The organism is uncultured Campylobacter sp. (assembly GCF_938040115.1).
In the GTDB taxonomy this organism is placed as follows: domain Bacteria; phylum Campylobacterota; class Campylobacteria; order Campylobacterales; family Campylobacteraceae; genus Campylobacter_A.
Genome location: NZ_CALHXD010000295.1, coordinates 1 through 15,983 on the forward strand (window position 1 = coordinate 1; position 15,983 = coordinate 15,983).

15 protein-coding genes and 1 pseudogene are annotated in these 15,983 nt (G+C 45.2%); 4 read left to right on the top strand and 12 right to left on the bottom strand.

The window, feature by feature from the left end; all coding sequences use genetic code 11:
• The 3 genes from xseA to Q0314_RS09990 form a co-directional block, all read right to left on the bottom strand.
• The coding region (xseA, locus tag Q0314_RS09980; RefSeq protein ID WP_298058651.1) for an exodeoxyribonuclease VII large subunit at positions 1–649 on the bottom strand (649 nt) is incomplete at its 3' end.
• Complete coding sequence (ubiE, locus tag Q0314_RS09985) at positions 643–1,359, bottom strand: bifunctional demethylmenaquinone methyltransferase/2-methoxy-6-polyprenyl-1,4-benzoquinol methylase UbiE (RefSeq protein ID WP_298058652.1); 717 nt, start codon at positions 1,357–1,359, stop codon at positions 643–645. The genes ubiE and xseA, both read right to left, overlap by 7 nt.
• A gap of 9 nt (positions 1,360–1,368) precedes the next feature.
• Positions 1,369–2,790, bottom strand: a complete 1,422-nt coding sequence (locus Q0314_RS09990) for a CHAD domain-containing protein (RefSeq protein ID WP_298058653.1) — start codon at positions 2,788–2,790, stop codon at positions 1,369–1,371.
• Between the two features lie 143 nt (positions 2,791–2,933).
• Between Q0314_RS09990 and serC the strand changes: the two genes are divergently transcribed.
• On the top strand, positions 2,934–4,010 hold the full coding sequence (gene serC / locus Q0314_RS09995; RefSeq protein ID WP_298058655.1) for a 3-phosphoserine/phosphohydroxythreonine transaminase: 1,077 nt from the start codon (positions 2,934–2,936) through the stop codon (positions 4,008–4,010).
• A gap of 405 nt (positions 4,011–4,415) precedes the next feature.
• On the opposite strand, the gene Q0314_RS10000 is transcribed toward serC, so the two are convergent.
• The 9 genes and pseudogenes from Q0314_RS10000 to Q0314_RS10040 form a co-directional block, all read right to left on the bottom strand.
• Entirely contained in the window at positions 4,416–5,648 is a 1,233-nt protein-coding gene (locus Q0314_RS10000) for a DUF2920 family protein (RefSeq protein ID WP_298058657.1), read from the bottom strand.
• Positions 5,635–6,921, bottom strand: coding sequence for a DUF2920 family protein (locus Q0314_RS10005; protein WP_298058670.1), 1,287 nt, complete (start codon positions 6,919–6,921; stop codon positions 5,635–5,637). The genes Q0314_RS10000 and Q0314_RS10005 overlap by 14 nt, the downstream gene beginning before the upstream one ends.
• 18 nt (positions 6,922–6,939) lie before the next feature.
• Positions 6,940–8,169 (bottom strand): annotated as a pseudogene (locus tag Q0314_RS10010) (DUF2920 family protein); the annotation flags it as partial.
• 155 nt (positions 8,170–8,324) lie between these two features.
• A complete protein-coding gene (locus tag Q0314_RS10015; RefSeq protein ID WP_298058658.1) occupies positions 8,325–9,287 on the bottom strand; it encodes a beta-ketoacyl-ACP synthase III in 963 nt (320 codons plus the stop codon).
• A 19-nt stretch (positions 9,288–9,306) separates the two neighbouring features.
• The gene (plsX, locus tag Q0314_RS10020; RefSeq protein ID WP_298058660.1) at positions 9,307–10,296 is read right to left on the bottom strand and encodes a phosphate acyltransferase PlsX; all 990 of its coding nucleotides are present in this window, start codon (positions 10,294–10,296) and stop codon (positions 9,307–9,309) included.
• 5 nt (positions 10,297–10,301) lie between these two features.
• Entirely contained in the window at positions 10,302–10,448 is a 147-nt protein-coding gene (rpmF, locus tag Q0314_RS10025; protein ID WP_002943740.1) for a 50S ribosomal protein L32, read from the bottom strand.
• A gap of 11 nt (positions 10,449–10,459) precedes the next feature.
• The gene (locus Q0314_RS10030) at positions 10,460–10,816 is read right to left on the bottom strand and encodes a YceD family protein (protein ID WP_298058662.1); all 357 of its coding nucleotides are present in this window, start codon (positions 10,814–10,816) and stop codon (positions 10,460–10,462) included.
• Between the two features lie 14 nt (positions 10,817–10,830).
• Positions 10,831–11,244, bottom strand: a complete 414-nt coding sequence (ndk, locus tag Q0314_RS10035; RefSeq protein ID WP_298058664.1) for a nucleoside-diphosphate kinase — start codon at positions 11,242–11,244, stop codon at positions 10,831–10,833.
• 95 nt (positions 11,245–11,339) lie between these two features.
• Positions 11,340–11,624, bottom strand: coding sequence for a 4Fe-4S dicluster domain-containing protein (locus Q0314_RS10040; RefSeq protein ID WP_298058665.1), 285 nt, complete (start codon positions 11,622–11,624; stop codon positions 11,340–11,342).
• Between the two features lie 166 nt (positions 11,625–11,790).
• On the opposite strand from Q0314_RS10040, the gene Q0314_RS10045 reads away from it, so the two are divergent.
• The 3 genes from Q0314_RS10045 (at position 11,791) to Q0314_RS10055 (ending at position 15,726) form a co-directional block, all read left to right on the top strand.
• A complete protein-coding gene (locus Q0314_RS10045) occupies positions 11,791–12,390 on the top strand; it encodes a peroxiredoxin (RefSeq protein ID WP_002947343.1) in 600 nt (199 codons plus the stop codon).
• A 160-nt stretch (positions 12,391–12,550) separates the two neighbouring features.
• Positions 12,551–13,276 (top strand): PilZ domain-containing protein, encoded by a 726-nt coding sequence (locus Q0314_RS10050; RefSeq protein ID WP_298058667.1) that lies wholly within the window; start codon positions 12,551–12,553, stop codon positions 13,274–13,276.
• A gap of 140 nt (positions 13,277–13,416) precedes the next feature.
• Positions 13,417–15,726 (top strand): DUF87 domain-containing protein, encoded by a 2,310-nt coding sequence (locus tag Q0314_RS10055; protein ID WP_298058668.1) that lies wholly within the window; start codon positions 13,417–13,419, stop codon positions 15,724–15,726.
• Positions 15,727–15,983: the final 257 nt, after the last annotated feature.

A 15,983-nucleotide genomic window follows, 5' to 3' on the forward strand; every position in this document is an offset into this window, starting at 1 on the left:
AGATCTCGCGGGCTAGATTTTCGTCGTTGAAGCACCACAGATCCTCTCTGCTGCCGCCTCCTCGCGCTAGCACGATCGCATCTGCACCGCTGGCGCCCGCTCTTTTTAGCGCGCGTATTAGCGAGGCGGGCGCGGTTTCGCCCTGCGTTAGCGAGTCAAAAACTATGATTTCTGCTAGCGCCCAGCGCTGCGAAGCGATACGCAGCATGTCTTGCAGCGCGGCTGATGTTTTTGAGGTAATAAGCGCGATCTTGCGCGGAAATTTGGGTAGCGGTTTTTTGCGCGAGATATCAAAAAGCCCTTCGCTCTCAAGACGCGCTTTTAGCTGTTTAAACGCAAGCTCGAGCTCGCCCTCGCCGCTGGGGCGTATCAGGGTTGCGATAAACTGATAGCTGCCGCTTGGCGAGTAGAGCGAAATTTTGCCGTAGAGAGCGACTTTCATGCCGTCTGCGACGTCAAATTTGAGCTTAGCGGCGTTAAATTTATAAATGACGGCCGAGATCGCGGCCTTTTCGTCTTTTAGCGTGAAGTACCAGTGGCCCGAGCCGTGCCTCACTAGCCGCGAGATCTCGCCCTCTACCTCGACGTAGGAAAACGTCGTCTCAAGCAGCGTTTTGGCCTGCTCGTTTAGCTCGCTGACGCTTAGCACTCACGGGCCTTTTGCGCGATGAAAAGAGTAGAGATATCCATCGAAAAGCTCTTGCAAAGGCGCATCTCAAAGCCAGCGGCAGCGAGTTCGTCCGCAAAGCTTTTGGCGTCTAAAAAGCCCTCGATCGAGCTTGGCAGGTACTCGTAGGCTTCTTGATTTTTGGAGATAAAGCCGCCGATTTTAGGCAAAATTTTGCTTAGATAAAAGTCGCGAGCGCCCGTTAAAATCCCGCTTTTTTTGCGTTTGGTAAACTCTAGCACTACGACGTATCCGCCCGTTTTTAGCACTCTGTTAAACTCTCTTAGCGCGGCCTCGCGCTCGACTACGTTTCTGATGCCGTAGCTGATGCTTAGCACGTCCATCGAGCCGCTATCAAGCGTCGTTTGCGTCGCTAACGCCTCGATAAATTTAAACTCAGGAAATTTTTGTTTGGCGACCGCGAGCATGCCGCTTGAGGGATCGACGCCGATTAGATTTTCGATTTTTGCGTTAAACTCGCCCGCCGTCTTTTGCCAAAAGCCCATCATATCGCCCGTGCCGCATGCGACGTCGACGATATTTACGCTTGAGTCTTTGAAATTTGACAGAACCGTTTTGCAAGCGATCTTGCGCCAGCTCACGTCCGCGCCCATGCTCAGCACGCGGTTTGCCAGGTCGTAGGTCGGCGCAATGTCGTTAAACATCTGAACTATTTTTTCTTGTTTTTCCATTTTTTCTCTTTAGAAGATATAGTAGATTTTTAAGCCGCGCGAAAGCTTTGTGAGGCTTTTTAAAATTTTAGGCTTTGAGTCCAAAATTTCGCTTCGCAGCTCGTAGATTTTTTTGTAAATTTTAGCTTGGAGTTTGTCTATGCGCTTTTGTTCGGCGCCGCTTTTTACGTGCGCTAGTAGGCCTAGCCAGATGTCGGCGTCTTGCAGCGAGCCAAAGGTTTCTTGTAAAATTTTGCTCTTTTTAAAGCATTTTTTAGCTGTAGCAAAATCAAAACCGCCGCCAAAAATCTCGCTTAGATATCTTAGCCTTTTTATCTCGATGCGGCACTTGTGAAACTGCGTGTTTTCGGTGGTTTCGCTCAAATTTGAGAGAGATTTTTTGAGGCGTAAAATTTGAGCTCGCATGGATTTTGCGGCGAGTTTTTTTATCGGCGCGTCTCCTAGCTCGCCTTTAAAAAAGTCGCTTCCCTCGCGTAAAAACACCTCCCAGTCGCGCAAAATTTCGTTTGCTTCGTCGCTTTGCAGCTCAGCCTGAACGCTTTTGGCTAGGGTTTTGCTTAGATTTTCTAGCTCGCTAGCTAGTGACTCAAAGCCTTTTAGTTTTTGCAAAAACTCGCAAAATACGTCTATATCGCGCTTTTGGTTGGTTAGCTCGGCTAGTTTTTTAAAATTTAGCAGAAAATAGCAAGCCGTTTTCCGGTCGAAAACGGGAGTGAAAATTTTAAGTAGCGAGCGCGTTTTGCGCAGATTTATACGGATTTGGTGTAGCGCCTCGGCATCGCCAGAGATTGCGTATTTGCTTAGATATTTACGAAGCATCGTAAATATCTGAAAAAACACCATCCGCATCGCGTCCATCGCGCCGATGTAGCTTGGTAAATTTAGCTCTAGCCCTGGGCTATTTTGTAAAATTTCAATGCTCTTTTGCGCGTCGAAACTGCCCTGCGGCAGGCCAAAAAGCGCTAAATTTTTATTTTTATAGCGTTCATCTTCCGTGACCTCGCTAGCTATGTGCGCGGCGATAAACTCGGGCAGGCTAAACTCTGCCGCCTCGCGCTCGCCGCCAAACTCGGCCTCGAAAGTAACAAGCCCCTCTAAAGCGCAGTGAAAAATATCGACGTTGCAAGCAACGCCGTCAAGCCTAAATAAAAATCTCGTCTTTTTTATCGGAGCGGCGACCGCGTTTTTTAGGGCTTTTTTAAAGCTTTTAGCATCCGTTTCGCTCTCATTTTCCTCGCGCGCTAGGCCGACGCCTGATTTTTGCGTGATCGTAAAAACGCCCGAAGCCTCGCGAAATCTAATCTCCTCAAGCGGAGTGATTTTGACGTAAATTTGCGTCACCTCTTTTTGCTGGACGTCGATGTCGCGGGCTTTTAGCTCGTTTATGACGGCGGCGTCACGCAGGATAAATTTACGCTCGATCTCTATCAAATTTCGCTCCTTAATATGAAAAATTGTATCAAAAGGTAGCTTAAAGTGTAAAATTTGCGTCCTTTTGCCGCCGACCTTGCGACGCGAAATGATTTTTTAACGCAAATCACGCTAAAATCAGCTCAAATTTGAAAGGAGTTTGGATGAATAGAAAGCTAAATTTTAGCGCGGGTCCTTCGGCTCTGCCTCTTAGCGTGCTTGAGCGCGCGAAAAACGAGCTCACCGACTATCAGGGTAAGGGCTTTTCGATAATGGAAATCAGCCACCGAAGCAAGATTTTTGAAGAGGTGCACTACGGCGCGATGGCAAAGGCGCGTGAGCTATACGGTATCGGCGAAGAGTACGACGTGCTATTTTTGCAAGGCGGCGCGCATTTGCAGTTTGCGATGATACCGCTAAATTTAGCCGCCAAAGGCGTCGCGCAGTACGCAGATACAGGCGTCTGGACGAGCAAGGCGATCAAAGAGGCCGCAAACGTCGGTGTAGCCTACGAAGTGGTCGCCAGCAGCAAGGAAACCTCCTACGACCGCATCCCTGAGGTTAAATTTAGTGATGACGCCGCGTACGGCTACCTCTGCACGAACAACACCATCTACGGCACGCAGTACCGCGAGCTGCCTCGCTCCAAAGCTCCGCTAGTAGTCGATGCGTCGAGCGATTTTTTCTCGCGGCCGGTTGATTTCACGGACGTGGGGCTGCTATACGGCGGCGCGCAGAAAAATGCCGGCCCAAGCGGCGTAACCGTCGTCATCATCCGCAAAGATATGCTAGAGCGAGCCTGCATGGAGCGCACTCCGACGATGCTTCGCTACGACACGCACGCGTCGGCCGCGTCGCTATATAACACGCCTCCGACCTTTGGCATATATCTGCTAAATTTGACGCTGGGCTGGGTGCAAGAGCAGGGCGGTCTAGCGGGCGTAAACCGGATCAACGAGCAAAAGGCGGCGCTGCTTTACGGCGCGATCGACGGTTCTGGCGGCTTTTACAGAGGTCACGCGCAAAAAGATAGCCGCTCGCTGATGAACGTTAGCTTTACCATCGCAAACCGCGAGCTCGAGGCGGCCTTTATCGCCGAGTCCGAAAATGCGGGCATGCTGGGCCTAAAAGGGCACCGTCACGTAGGCGGCATCAGAGCCTCGATATACAACGCCGTGAGTATCGAAAACGTGCGGACTTTGGCTGAGTTTATGAAAGAATTTGCTAGGAAAAACGGGTAAATTTGACTAGACGCGCCACTCGAATTTGGCTTTTTCTCGAGCAAATTTAAACTCGGGGTTTAAATTCGGGGCGCGTAAAATTTTGCTTTTTACTCAAATTTAAGCGGCTTTGGCTTGGGAGCGGTTGCTTAAATTTCTTTGGTTTTACGGCGAGCCGATTTTAAATTTAGTCCCGTCCGTCGTTAGGTTTAGAGCGATGCGCAAACGATACGGAAATACCAAAAGACGACTGGAAGCGCAAGATGAGGCGATTTTTTAGTTTGGAGTAAATTAGGCTTGAGTTTTTTGTCAAATTTGCATATAAAATTGCTTTTAGTTGGTGCGCGGCTTTTGCCTCTTAAATTTTCTTTTATCAAATTTTCCGCTCAAATTAGCCCCTAGCAAACGCAAATTTTACAAATAAAATCATCTTTTTATCTCCAAATTTATCCTACCGTTTGCCTCTAAAAATTTATATTCCAACTCGTCTGAGCGATAGGTTATGCTTTTGTCTTTGCAAATTTGCTTTTCGCGGGAGGCTATCTTTTCTAGCATCGGCGGCAGCTCCTTGGTGATCAAAAGCTTGATAGACATCTCCAGGCCGTGCGTTAGCTTTTTGAGAAACCTACCGTCAAGCTCGCTCTCGTCTTTTATCATATGCAAATTTGCGTCAAAGCCGAGTTTGCGTAGCTCCTCGTAGAGCTGTGATTTTTCCTCGGGCGACGCGCAGTGGTCGTTTACGGCGCAGTGGTAGCCGACATAAATAGGCTTTGGATATGCGCTTTGGACTTTTAGATGCGCGGCGTCTAGGGCGTTTCGTATATCTTCGCGCGCCTGCGAGAAATATCGAGGCGAGGATTTATCCAGTAGCGTCCACATCGTTTTGGTAAAGACGTAAATTTTGATATTTTTAAAATATATATCGGTCGAGTATTCGCGAAATTTGAGATAATCTACCTCTTTGCCTAGGCCTATGAGCTCCCAGTTTAGCTTCGCGTAGCTACTGTTGTCGATGAGGCCGTTCACGAGCCACGGCGCAAATTTGGCCGCTAAGGCGTTTATGTATGCGCCGTGCGAACTGCCGACTAGGACAACTGGCAGCTCGTTTATATCGGTCGCGGATTTAAACGGCGGATCTGCCTTGATAAAAAGCGCTGCATTTATCACGTCTTGGGCCTGCATAACGCCGAAATTTTGATATTCGTTTTTGGTCGGTTGCAACGTGACGGATATTTCTAATTTAAAATCGCTCGGCAAACCGCCGCTTGATTTTATATTGCCCAGATAGGCATCTAGCACCGAAAGTTCGCCGTAGCTGATATCGTTTGGGATTTCTATACCGATTTTAGAGCATTTGTTTTTAAGGATTATTTTGTCTAAATCGTTTAAAAAATACTTCGCCCCCGTCTGCGGTCTGCTGCCGATACAGTGGTAGTTTACGCTAGCTACCGCTACCTCAAATTCGCTCGCTACGAACTGCGCTAAATGCTCTCTATAGTTTTCGTTCGCGTCGCCGCCAAGCCCAGGCACTATGAAAACTAGGGCTCTAGCCGGCTTTTCATCGTCGTAGCAGAGCTTAAACTCAAGTAGCGAATCTCGCTTTAGGCCAAGCTCTACATCGTCGCAGGATGGGATCTCGTATGTTTTATTTATTATCATGATTTTGCTGCGGTAGATTTTGTTCTTTTATCTCTAAATTTATCTTGTCGTTCGCTTCAAAAAATTTATATTCTAAATCGTCTGAAACGTAACTTATGCTTTTATCCTCGCAAGGCTGTTTCGGTCGAGCTGTGATTTTGGCCAGCATCGGCGGAAGCTCTTTTGAGATTAGCGTTTTTATCGACATATCTAAACCGTGCGTTAGCGTTTTGATAAATTTACCGTCAAGCTGACTTTCATTTTCTATTATATTTAGAGTAGCGTCGTAGCCTAAATTTTTTAGTTCGTCGTAGAGTCGTTGTTTTTCGCTAGCCGGAGCGTAAAAATCGTCATAAGCGTAATGGTAACTCGTGTAAATTTGCTTTTTATAGCCGCTTTGGACTTTGAGGTGTTGCGGCATTAGAATTTCTCTTATATATTTTCTTGATTTGGAAAAATAAGCCGGCGAAGCCTTGTCTAGCGTCCAATGCGTCTTGTCGAATAAATAAAGCTCGATATTGTGATAGCATTCGCTGGTGTAACCGCTGTAATATTTCATGTAATCTATCTCTTTGCCAAAGCCGATAAAAGGCCAGTGCGCTAGCGCATAACTGCTGTTATCTATGACGCCGTCTATGAGCCATGGGGCGATTTTGGCGGCCATATGCGATAGATAGCCTCCGTGCGAGCTGCCGATCATGACGACTGGTAGGTCGTTTATGTCGGTTGTGCACTCAAAAGGAGCATTGGCTTTTACGAAAAGTAGCGCATTGATCAAATCCTGCGCCTGCATAATGCCGAAATTTTGATATTCGTTTTTAGTCGGTTGAAGGGAAATAGATAGTTTAAGAGACAAGTCTTGAGGTGCTGTCTTATCGCGTTTTCTTGCGTCCATTAGATTGTCGATATCAAGTAGTGTTTGCGTATCGATTACGCTTAAATTTTCCGGGAGCTCTATGCCGCACCTGGCGCATTCTTTTTTTAATATCGATCTATCTAAATCGTCAAAAAATATCGTCGCTCCTGTTTGCGGTCTATCGCCGATACAGTGGTAGTTTACGCCTACTACAGCTGCGCTAAATTCGCTCGCGACAAACTGCGCTAAGTGCTCGCGGTAGTTGCTGTCTGCGTCTCCTCCGTAGCCGGGGATTATAAAAACTATTGACGAGACCGGCTTTTTGGTATCAAAGCAAAGGTTAAACTCTAGCAGGCTTTCGCGCTTTATATTAAGCTCGGTATCGTCGCAGGAGTGGATTTTATACGTTTTTTTAACTACTGTGCCGTTTTGCCATATTTTTGAAACTTGTAGATTGATTTTATCGTTAGATTCAAAAAATTTATACTCTAAATTTTCCGAGATATAGGTTATGCTTTTATCCTCGCAAGGTTGTTTAGGGCGAGCTGCGATCTTGGCTAACATCGGCGGAAGTTCTTTTGAGATCAGCGTTTTTATAGACATATCAAAGCCGTGAGTTAGCGATTTGATAAATTTACCGTCGAGCTCGCTTTCATCTTTTATTATTTTTAATGTCGCGTCTATGCCGCATGCGTTAAATTCGCTATAAAGTTCTGATTTATCAGCGATAGGAGCGATGTCGTCTCCGGCATAGTGATAGCTTAGATAAATCGGCTTTGGATATTTGCTTTGGGTTTTTACGTGGTCTAAATTTAAAATATAACGTATCTTTTCGTGTGCGGGCATAAATCTCTTATCGGAGCCATCTTTTAAGGTCCAAAGCGTCTTGTCGGAGATGAAAAAATTTATATGTTTAAAAAGCATATCGTTTGATGAGCAGCAGTGATTCATATAGTCAAGCTCCTTACCAAATCCCACGATCCTAAGCGGATATTTGGCGTAGCTACTGTTATCTATGACGCCGTCTATGAGCCACGGAGCAATCTTGGCGGCCATATGCGATAGGTAACCTCCATGCGAGCTGCCGATCATGACGACTGGTAGTTCGTTTAAATTTTTAATCGCTTTAAACGGCGCATTTGCCTTTATAAAAAGTAGGGCGTTTATCAAATCCTGCGCCTGCATAATGCCGAAATTTTGGTATTCGTCTTTTGCCGGATCAATCGTAAGGGATAAATTTAAAACAAAATCTTTTGGAAATGCTCCGCTATTTTTATTGTTGTCTATATAGTTACTAACCGCAGACAAGACGCCGTTTAGCTTATCGAAATTTTTTAGCGAGCTCAGATCACCGCCTAGTTGCAGGTTTATTTCTCGGCATTTTTCTCTTAAAATTTCTTGATCAAATTCGTCCATATAGTATCTAGCGCCCGTAACTAATCTGTTGTAAATATGATGATAATCTACATTAATCACGGCTACGTTATATTCCCTCGCCGTAAATTCGGCTAAGTGGTCTCTGTATGCCTTATCGACGTCGCCGCCGCATCCAGGTACTATAAAAACTATGGCGTTAACCGGTTTGTCATCGTCGTAGCATAGTTTAAAGTGTAAATTTGTAAAGCGCTTGACGCCTAGCTCCATGTCGTCGCAAGAGTTGATTTCGTAGATTTTACTGACTACCATTTTTTGCCTTCCGCGGATTTTTGTTATTATACCCCCGCCGAGCTAAATTTAGCTTTTTAGGTATGTAAGCTATACGGCGTATTTATCAAAGATAATGAAAATAGTTGTTTGGGTTTTGAAAATTTGAGCGTATAAATTAAAATATAATTACAAAATTAAAAATTCTTTACGGTTTCGCCGCCGAATTTCAGTAGCGCCGAACCCCACGTAAAGCCGCCACCGAACGCATCTAGTAAAAGCAAATCGCCTTTTTTAAGTCTGCCCGCTTCATATGCGTCGTTCATCGCCATAGGTATAGAGGCTGAGCTTGTGTTGCCGTATTTTCCGACGGTTACGACGCACTGTTCGTTTGTAAAATTTAAGCGTTGCTTGACTGCTTCGATGATGCGTAAATTTGCCTGATGAGGTATAAAAAGATCTATTTTATCGCTTGGAATTTGATTTTTTTCTAGGATATCTACGACGTCTTTGGTTAGCGTCTGGACTGCGATTTTAAAGACCTCGTTGCCCGACATCTTAATAAATTTCTCTTCGCCACCTGGAGTTATGAGCAGGTTTGCGTAGTTGCCGTCGGCTGCAGTGTGAACGTCGATTATTTCGTTTTCTTCGCTAGCGCTTACGACTGCTGCACCCGCTCCGTCGCCAAATAGTATGCAAGTCGTTCTATCGGTCCAATCGACGATCTTACTTAGTTTTTCGGCTCCGATTATCAATACGTTTTTTTTGCTTCCGCTTTCAATTAGTGATTTTGCAAGCTCAAGCAGATAAATAAAACCCGTACATGCCGCGCTTATATCAAATGCTGTAATGGCATTTATACCTAAATTTTTAGCGATCTTGCACGCCGTTGAGGGCATACAAAAGTGATCTGGCGAGATGGTCGCGCAAATAATGGCGTCGATATTTTTTGCGGTCAAATTTGCTCTTTCAAGCGCTAACTGTGCTGCTTTCGTGCCAAGATCGCTCGTATTTTCATCCTGTGCTATGCGTCGTTGGCTAATACCTGTACGCTTAACTATCCACTCGTCGTTGGTTTCCACCATTTTTTCAAGATCGAAATTTGTTAAAATTTTAGGTGGAGCGTATGCGGCTATGGATATTAGCGAGGCTTTTGGCATTAAATTTTTCTTTGTAATTTCATTTTGCGAAGTGCGAAAGCTCGTCTTCGATAACTTTATTTATATCGGAGTTTGCGAATTTTAGAGCTTGAAATATCGCGTTTTTGATAGCTTTTGGTGTGCTTTTACCGTGGCTTATTATGACGCAGCCGTTCACGCCAAGTAGCGGTGCACCGCCATATTCGTCGTAATCAACTTGCTGTTTTAATGTTTTAAAAACTTTTTTCATGAGAAGCGAGCCTGCTATAGCGACCGGGGATTTTTTAACATGTTTTTTGATGATTTTAGTTATCGCGTCAGCTACGCCTTCGCTTGTTTTTAGTAGGATATTTCCGACAAATCCATCGCAAATAACGACATCGACACTTCCGTCAAAAACCTGATTTCCTTCTGCGTTGCCTACGAAGCTGTCGAGTTTTGAGATCATTTCAAAGGCTTCTTTAGTCGCCTCGTTGCCCTTACTGCTCTCTTCGCCGTTAGATAAAAGTCCTAGTTTAGGGGATTTTATTTTTAAAATTTCTTTTGCGTAGGCTTCGCCCATTATCGCAAATTGAAATAGATGCTCCGGCCTACAGTCCACGTTTGCGCCGACGTCCAAAACTAGCGTGTTGCCGCCGGTTACGTTTGGCATTAGAGTCGCTATCGCCGGGCGCGAGACATTTTTCAGTCGCCCGACTCGAAGCGTGGCAAGACTCATCGTAGCTCCGCTGTGTCCCGCCGAAACTACGGCCATAGTTTGTTTATTTTTAAGTAGCTCGATAGCCTTAAAAATACTGCTTTCTTTTCGCTTTAACGCATCGGTGGCGCCGTCGCTCATAGAAACGACCTCGTCGGCTTGAATAAATTTTACGTATTGTTTTAAATTTTGCGGAACAAGGCTCTCTAAAATTTTCATATCGCCTACCAAAACGGCTTCAAATTTTACTTCTTTTAAAGCCTCGATCACGCCGCCGATAATAGGTTGCGGACCGAAGTCGCCGCCCATCGCGTCAATGCAAATGCTGGTCATTTGTATTAATACTCTCCGGTAGTTTTATTTACGCGGTGAGGCATTTTCCATGAGCCGTCTTTATCTTTTACGGGAACGGGAAGTGTTACTTTGTAGTGCGTTCTTCTCTTTGCCGCGCGAGTATGACTTACTCTTCGTTTAGGTACTGCCATTTTATTCTCCTTTATAGATTTTTACATTTTTCACAATAAAAATAATCGCTTTTAAAAGCTTCTATTTCGCTTGTTAGTAATTCTTCCAAATTTATAAAACCGTCGAAAAACTCAACTACATCGTCGAGGTTTTCTTCTTTATCTTTATAAATTCCGTCGCTTAATATCAAATTTACATCTTCATCAAGCTTTAAATTTATATCTTCGCCGCATCGGTCGCAGTTGTGAGCTATCTCGCCTACGATTTTACCTTTACAGCTAACTAAATTTTGATTTACTCTTTTCAGGTTGCCGTTAAAATTCAGTCCATCCGAGTTTAACTCGAACGGCATTTGATTATTTGCGATTTTGACGAAAGATATTTTCAAAATTTAACCCAAATTTAGCAAATTTCTCTTGTTGTAAAGAAAAATGCGATCTCGTTTTTAGCGTTTTCTAGGCTGTCGCTACCGTGAACGGCGTTTGCGTCGATGCTTTCGGCAAAGTCGGCTCTAATTGTGCCAGGTTTGGCTTCTTTTGGATTAGTTGCGCCCATTAGATCACGATTTTTTGCTACCGCATCGTCGCCCTCAAGAACCATAACTACGACGGGTCCGCTCACCATAAAATCAACCAAATCGTTGAAGAAAGGTCTGTCTTTGTGAACTGCATAGAAAGCTTTTGCGTCGCATGTGCTTAGTTTGACTTTTTTCATAGCGGCGATTCTTAGTCCATTGCTTTCGAATCTGTCCACGATTTTTCCGATAACGCCTTTTTTTACGGCATCAGGCTTAATAATAGAAAGCGTTTGTTGCATAAAATTTCCTTTTTGTGGTTTTTATAAGGCGGTGATTATATCAAAAAAAAATTAAATTTCAAAATAAGCCCCGTAAAAGGGCTTAGGTGCGGAGTTTACGAGATGACGGCCGTTTCGCCCGTTCTCATATCTGCAGTTATCTCGGCGCGAGAAGGCTGTCCCGCATAAGGAGCGTCCCAAACTATGCAGCCGTCGGTCGGACAGGCTGAGGCGCATGCCGGCTCGTCGTTAAATCCTACGCACTCGACGCATTTATCGGCATAGACGTAGTATGCATCCTCGCCGGTTGGGTTATCTACGTCGTCTACGATAGCGCTCGTCGGACACTCGTCGATGCATGAGCCGCAGCTTATGCAGATGTCTGTTATTTTTACTGCCATTTTTTATCCTTTTTGGTCAAAATTTTTCGCAAGAATATCAAAAACTAAGTAAATTTGATATTAAATTTTTGCGTTAAATTTTAAAACGAAAACGTTAAATTTTTAGCTCTTTTTAATCTTTAGATGATATAATTTCGCTACAAATAAAAATTATTAAGGAGAAAAAATGTTAGTAACAAAAAAAGCGCCTGACTTTACGGCTGCAGCAGTTTTAGGAAGCAATCAAATCGTAAACGATTTCAACCTATATAAAAATATCGGCGAGAAGGGCGCAGTAGTATTTTTCTATCCTATGGACTTTACTTTTGTTTGCCCTAGCGAGATCATCGCGTTTGATAAGAGATACGATGAGTTTAAAGCCCGCGGTATCGAAGTTATCGGGGTTTCGACAGATAACCAATTCTCTCACTTTGCGTGGAAAGAAACTCCGGTAAACAAAGGCGGTATCGGCCAAGTTCGCTTCCCGTTAGTAGCTGATATGACGAAGTCTATCGCTCGCGGTTTTGACGTACTTTTAGAGGATGCGGGAGTCGCACTTCGCGGTAGCTTCTTGCTTGATAAAGACGGCACCGTTCGCCATGCGGTCATCAACGACCTTCCGCTTGGAAGAAACATCGACGAGATGATAAGAATGGTTGATACGATGCTATTTACCAACGAGCACGGAGAGGTTTGCCCTGCCGGTTGGAACAAAGGCGATAAAGGCATGAAAGCCGATACCGCAGGCGTCGCGGACTACCTATCTCACAACGCGGATAAGCTATAATCATCTAAATTTAAGGGCGAACTCTCGCCCTTATTGATCCTTTTTAGATTAAAATATCGCAAATTTAATACAAAATATTAAAAATTAAATCAAAAAATAAGTTTTTTTTACTATAATCTAGCTTAAAATTCAAATTTATTCGGAAGGACTTATAATTCAAATGAACGTTACGTATAATGACGGCTCGTTTATGCGCGAGGACGCAGTGACCGTATTTGCCAGAGTGCGAAACGATAACCGCCAGGTGCACTTTCTAAATCTTTACAATGGCGTAAAAGTCGAGTGCATGGGCGAAGTAGAGCACGCAGAGGATGATACCGTCATCTGCAAGGTAACATTAGAGCAAATTTTGGCCATGAAAGAGGAACAAAACGCCTATATCGTACGCGATGAATATTTTTCCGAAAATTTAAGAGCCGACATCGTCGGATTTGATCTTGCAAATTTGACCGTAACGCTACAAAATTTCACGTATATGCAAAATCTGCACGCGAATTTAAGGAAACACCAGCGCGTTTATCCTGATCGCTATACTAAGGTAATCCTCACACAAAACGGTAGCGAAATAAGCGGCAATCTATACGATATCTCAAGGGGAGGCCTAGGCGTCGTTAGCTTGGACGACGGCGGATTTAAAGAGAGCGAGCCTGTAAACGCCAAATTTGAGCTATATATACCGGATGAAGCCAGCGGCTCTAATAAAAACATAAACATAGACACCAATCTAAAATTGGTCGCTGCTTTAAGATATAAAGGCGCGATGAGATATTGTTGCGAGCTAACAGGTAAAGACGGTACTACGGGCGAAGATATAGCGAAATTTACCAAAAAACGCGTAATAGAAACTCTCGAAGAGCTCAAAGAACAACTAAAAACTTACCAATAAATTTAACGCAAAATTAAAAGGCGAGCCTCGCGCTTGCCTTTTTTAAATTTACCCGTCTCGCTTTCAAAATTTATCCCGTAGCTTCACCCGAAATTTAATCAAAAATCAGTAAAATAGCCCAAAATTTACAAGGAAATTTTATGAAAACCATCCAAGAAAATTTAAAGCTATTTTACGTCGGTCTCAAAGACAAAGAGCCGTTTTTTTACAAAAACAAAGACCTCACGACGCACGCAGCCATCATCGGCATGACCGGTAGCGGTAAAACGGGCCTTGGTATCGGCATCCTAGAAGAAGCCTGCATCGATAATATCCCGACCTTTATCATTGATCCGAAGGGCGATATGACAAACCTTGCCTTGGCGTTCCCGCAGATGAGTGCGCAGGATTTTGCGCCGTACGTCGATGAAAACGAAGCGCAAAACAAAAGCATGAGTGTGGATGAGTTTGCCGCGAGCGAAGCGCAGACGTGGGCAAAAGGCATCGAAGGCTCGTTTCAAAGCCTAGAGCGCGTGGGACTTTTTAAAGATAGCGTCGAGCTAAAAATTTACACGCCAAAGAGCAGTAGCGGCGTCGGCGTGGCGTTGCTGGGCGATTTTGCCCGTCCGAATCTAGACGTAGGCGGCGAGGAGTTTAGCGAGTACGTCGGCTCCCTGGCTAGCTCGGTACTCTCGCTCGTTGGTATAGAAAACGACGTAAACTCAAAAGAACACCTGCTCATTTCAAATATTTTTATCGATAAATTTAGCCAGGGCGCGGACGTGAGCCTAGAGGAGCTCATCGGCTTTATCGCGACGCCTCCGTTTGCCAAGATCGGCGTATTTGACGTGGAGAAATTTTATCCAAGCTCCGAGCGTATGAAGCTAGCGGTTAAGATCAACACGCTGCTTGCAAGTCCCGATTTTCGCGCATGGCTAAGCGGCGAGCGACTCGATATCTCAAAGATGCTTTTTAACGCAAACGGCAAGGCAAAGTGCAATATCTTTACCATCTCGCACCTAAAAGACAGCGAGAGGATGTTTTTCGTGACGCTACTGCTAAACGAGATCATCGCGTGGATGCGCAAGACCGAGGGTACGAGCTCGCTTCGCGCGGTGCTTTATATGGACGAGATTTTCGGATTTTTCCCGCCAAACGGCAATCCGCCTAGCAAAACCCCGATGCTTACGCTGCTCAAGCAAGCCCGCGCGCACGGCCTTGGCGTGATACTGAGCACCCAAAACCCGGTCGACCTTGACTACAAAGGCCTTAGCAACATCGGCACGTGGTTTATCGGGCGCTTGCAAACCGCGCAGGATAAAGCGCGCGTGATCGACGGTATGACGGGGCTTGCGGGCTCTGCGATGGATAAAGGCGAGATAGAAAATCTCATCTCAAATTTGCAAAAGCGCAACTTCCTACTAAAAAACATCCACGAGGACGGACTGTCCGTCATCTCGACGCGCTGGGCTCTGAGCTACCTAAAAGGACCTCTTAGTCGCGAGCAAATTTCAAATTTGATGAAAGAGCAAAAGAGCGGGTCGAATTTGAGCGGATCAAGCTCGGCAAAAAGCTCAAATTTCGCCGCCAAACCGGTGCTGTCGCCGGATATCACTCAAATTTACGCTGCAAGCTCAAATTTGCAGGAGGGCGGCGAGCTGGAGGGGTATCTTTACGGCGAAGCTAAAGTGCGATTTTACGACGCTAAAAAGGGGCTTGACGAGGTTCGCGAGGTAAATTTCACGCTAAGGCTGGATGAAGCTCAAAAAAGCGCCGACTGGAGCGAAGCTAGCGAAAATATGCATTTTACCGCGGTTGCAGAGCCGAATTTCAAACTCTCGTACGCGCCGCTGCCGGGCTTTGTCGCGGGAGCTAAAAATTTCAAAGAGCTAACCAAAAATTTCAAAGAATTTATCTATAGAAACTACAAACTTAGGCTCTTTAGCGCGCTAAATTTAAGCTCGGCGCCGGGCGAGAGCAAAGAGGAGTTTTACGTCCGTTTGGCCGATAAATGTAACGAAATTTTAGAGGCGCAAACAGCCAAACTAACGGCTGAGTTTGACAAGCAAAAAGCGCGCCTGGAGGAGAAACTAAACCGCTCTGTGGCAAAGCTGGAAAAAGAGCAGCGGGACTTTAAAAGTAAGGGCATCGAGACCGCGATCTCGGTGGGTGCTAGCATTTTGGGCGCGATTTTTGGCAAAGGGCTGCTAAGTAGCGGCAACATCGGCAAGGTCGCGACCTCTGCGCGCTCGGCAAACAGCGTGCTAAAAGAGCGCAGCGACGTCAAACTAAGCGAGCAAGAAGTCGCCCAGCTAAACGCGCAGATCGAGGAGCTGATGGCGAAATTTGAAGAAGACGCGAGTGCGCTAAAAGCCAAAAACGACGTGCAAAACGTGGAGGTGACGGAGGTGGAGGTTGGTCCAAAGAGTAGCGATATATACGACGAAAAGGTCTATCTTTTGTGGAAGTAGCGGCTTGTTTTTTTGGTTTATACTTCGTTGGATTCAAATTTTACTCGGTCACTACCGACCAGGTAGCTCCCGTCGTAAAATTTGAATCCGCCTCGTCTAAACACAAAAATACTTCGCCTTATCTTTCTTATATTCAAATTTGGACTCAAATTTTATTCGCCGAGACCCGCACCTTGAAAATGTCAAATTTGCATTTTTGGCGCGGCAGCGCCAAATAAACCTGCACGCAGTGTAGCAACCTCTCACGTGCAGTGGGG

Coding starts and splice junctions, on each gene's coding strand:
- ubiE (WP_298058652.1), bottom strand. CDS start 1,359: ATGGAAAAACAAGAAAAAATAGTTCAGATGTTTAACGACATTGCGCCG.
- serC (WP_298058655.1), top strand. CDS start 2,934: ATGAATAGAAAGCTAAATTTTAGCGCGGGTCCTTCGGCTCTGCCTCTT.
- Q0314_RS10000 (WP_298058657.1), bottom strand. CDS start 5,648: ATGATAATAAATAAAACATACGAGATCCCATCCTGCGACGATGTAGAG.
- Q0314_RS10015 (WP_298058658.1), bottom strand. CDS start 9,287: ATGCCAAAAGCCTCGCTAATATCCATAGCCGCATACGCTCCACCTAAA.
- plsX (WP_298058660.1), bottom strand. CDS start 10,296: ATGACCAGCATTTGCATTGACGCGATGGGCGGCGACTTCGGTCCGCAA.
- rpmF (WP_002943740.1), bottom strand. CDS start 10,448: ATGGCAGTACCTAAACGAAGAGTAAGTCATACTCGCGCGGCAAAGAGA.
- ndk (WP_298058664.1), bottom strand. CDS start 11,244: ATGCAACAAACGCTTTCTATTATTAAGCCTGATGCCGTAAAAAAAGGC.
- Q0314_RS10040 (WP_298058665.1), bottom strand. CDS start 11,624: ATGGCAGTAAAAATAACAGACATCTGCATAAGCTGCGGCTCATGCATC.
- Q0314_RS10045 (WP_002947343.1), top strand. CDS start 11,791: ATGTTAGTAACAAAAAAAGCGCCTGACTTTACGGCTGCAGCAGTTTTA.
- Q0314_RS10050 (WP_298058667.1), top strand. CDS start 12,551: ATGAACGTTACGTATAATGACGGCTCGTTTATGCGCGAGGACGCAGTG.
- Q0314_RS10055 (WP_298058668.1), top strand. CDS start 13,417: ATGAAAACCATCCAAGAAAATTTAAAGCTATTTTACGTCGGTCTCAAA.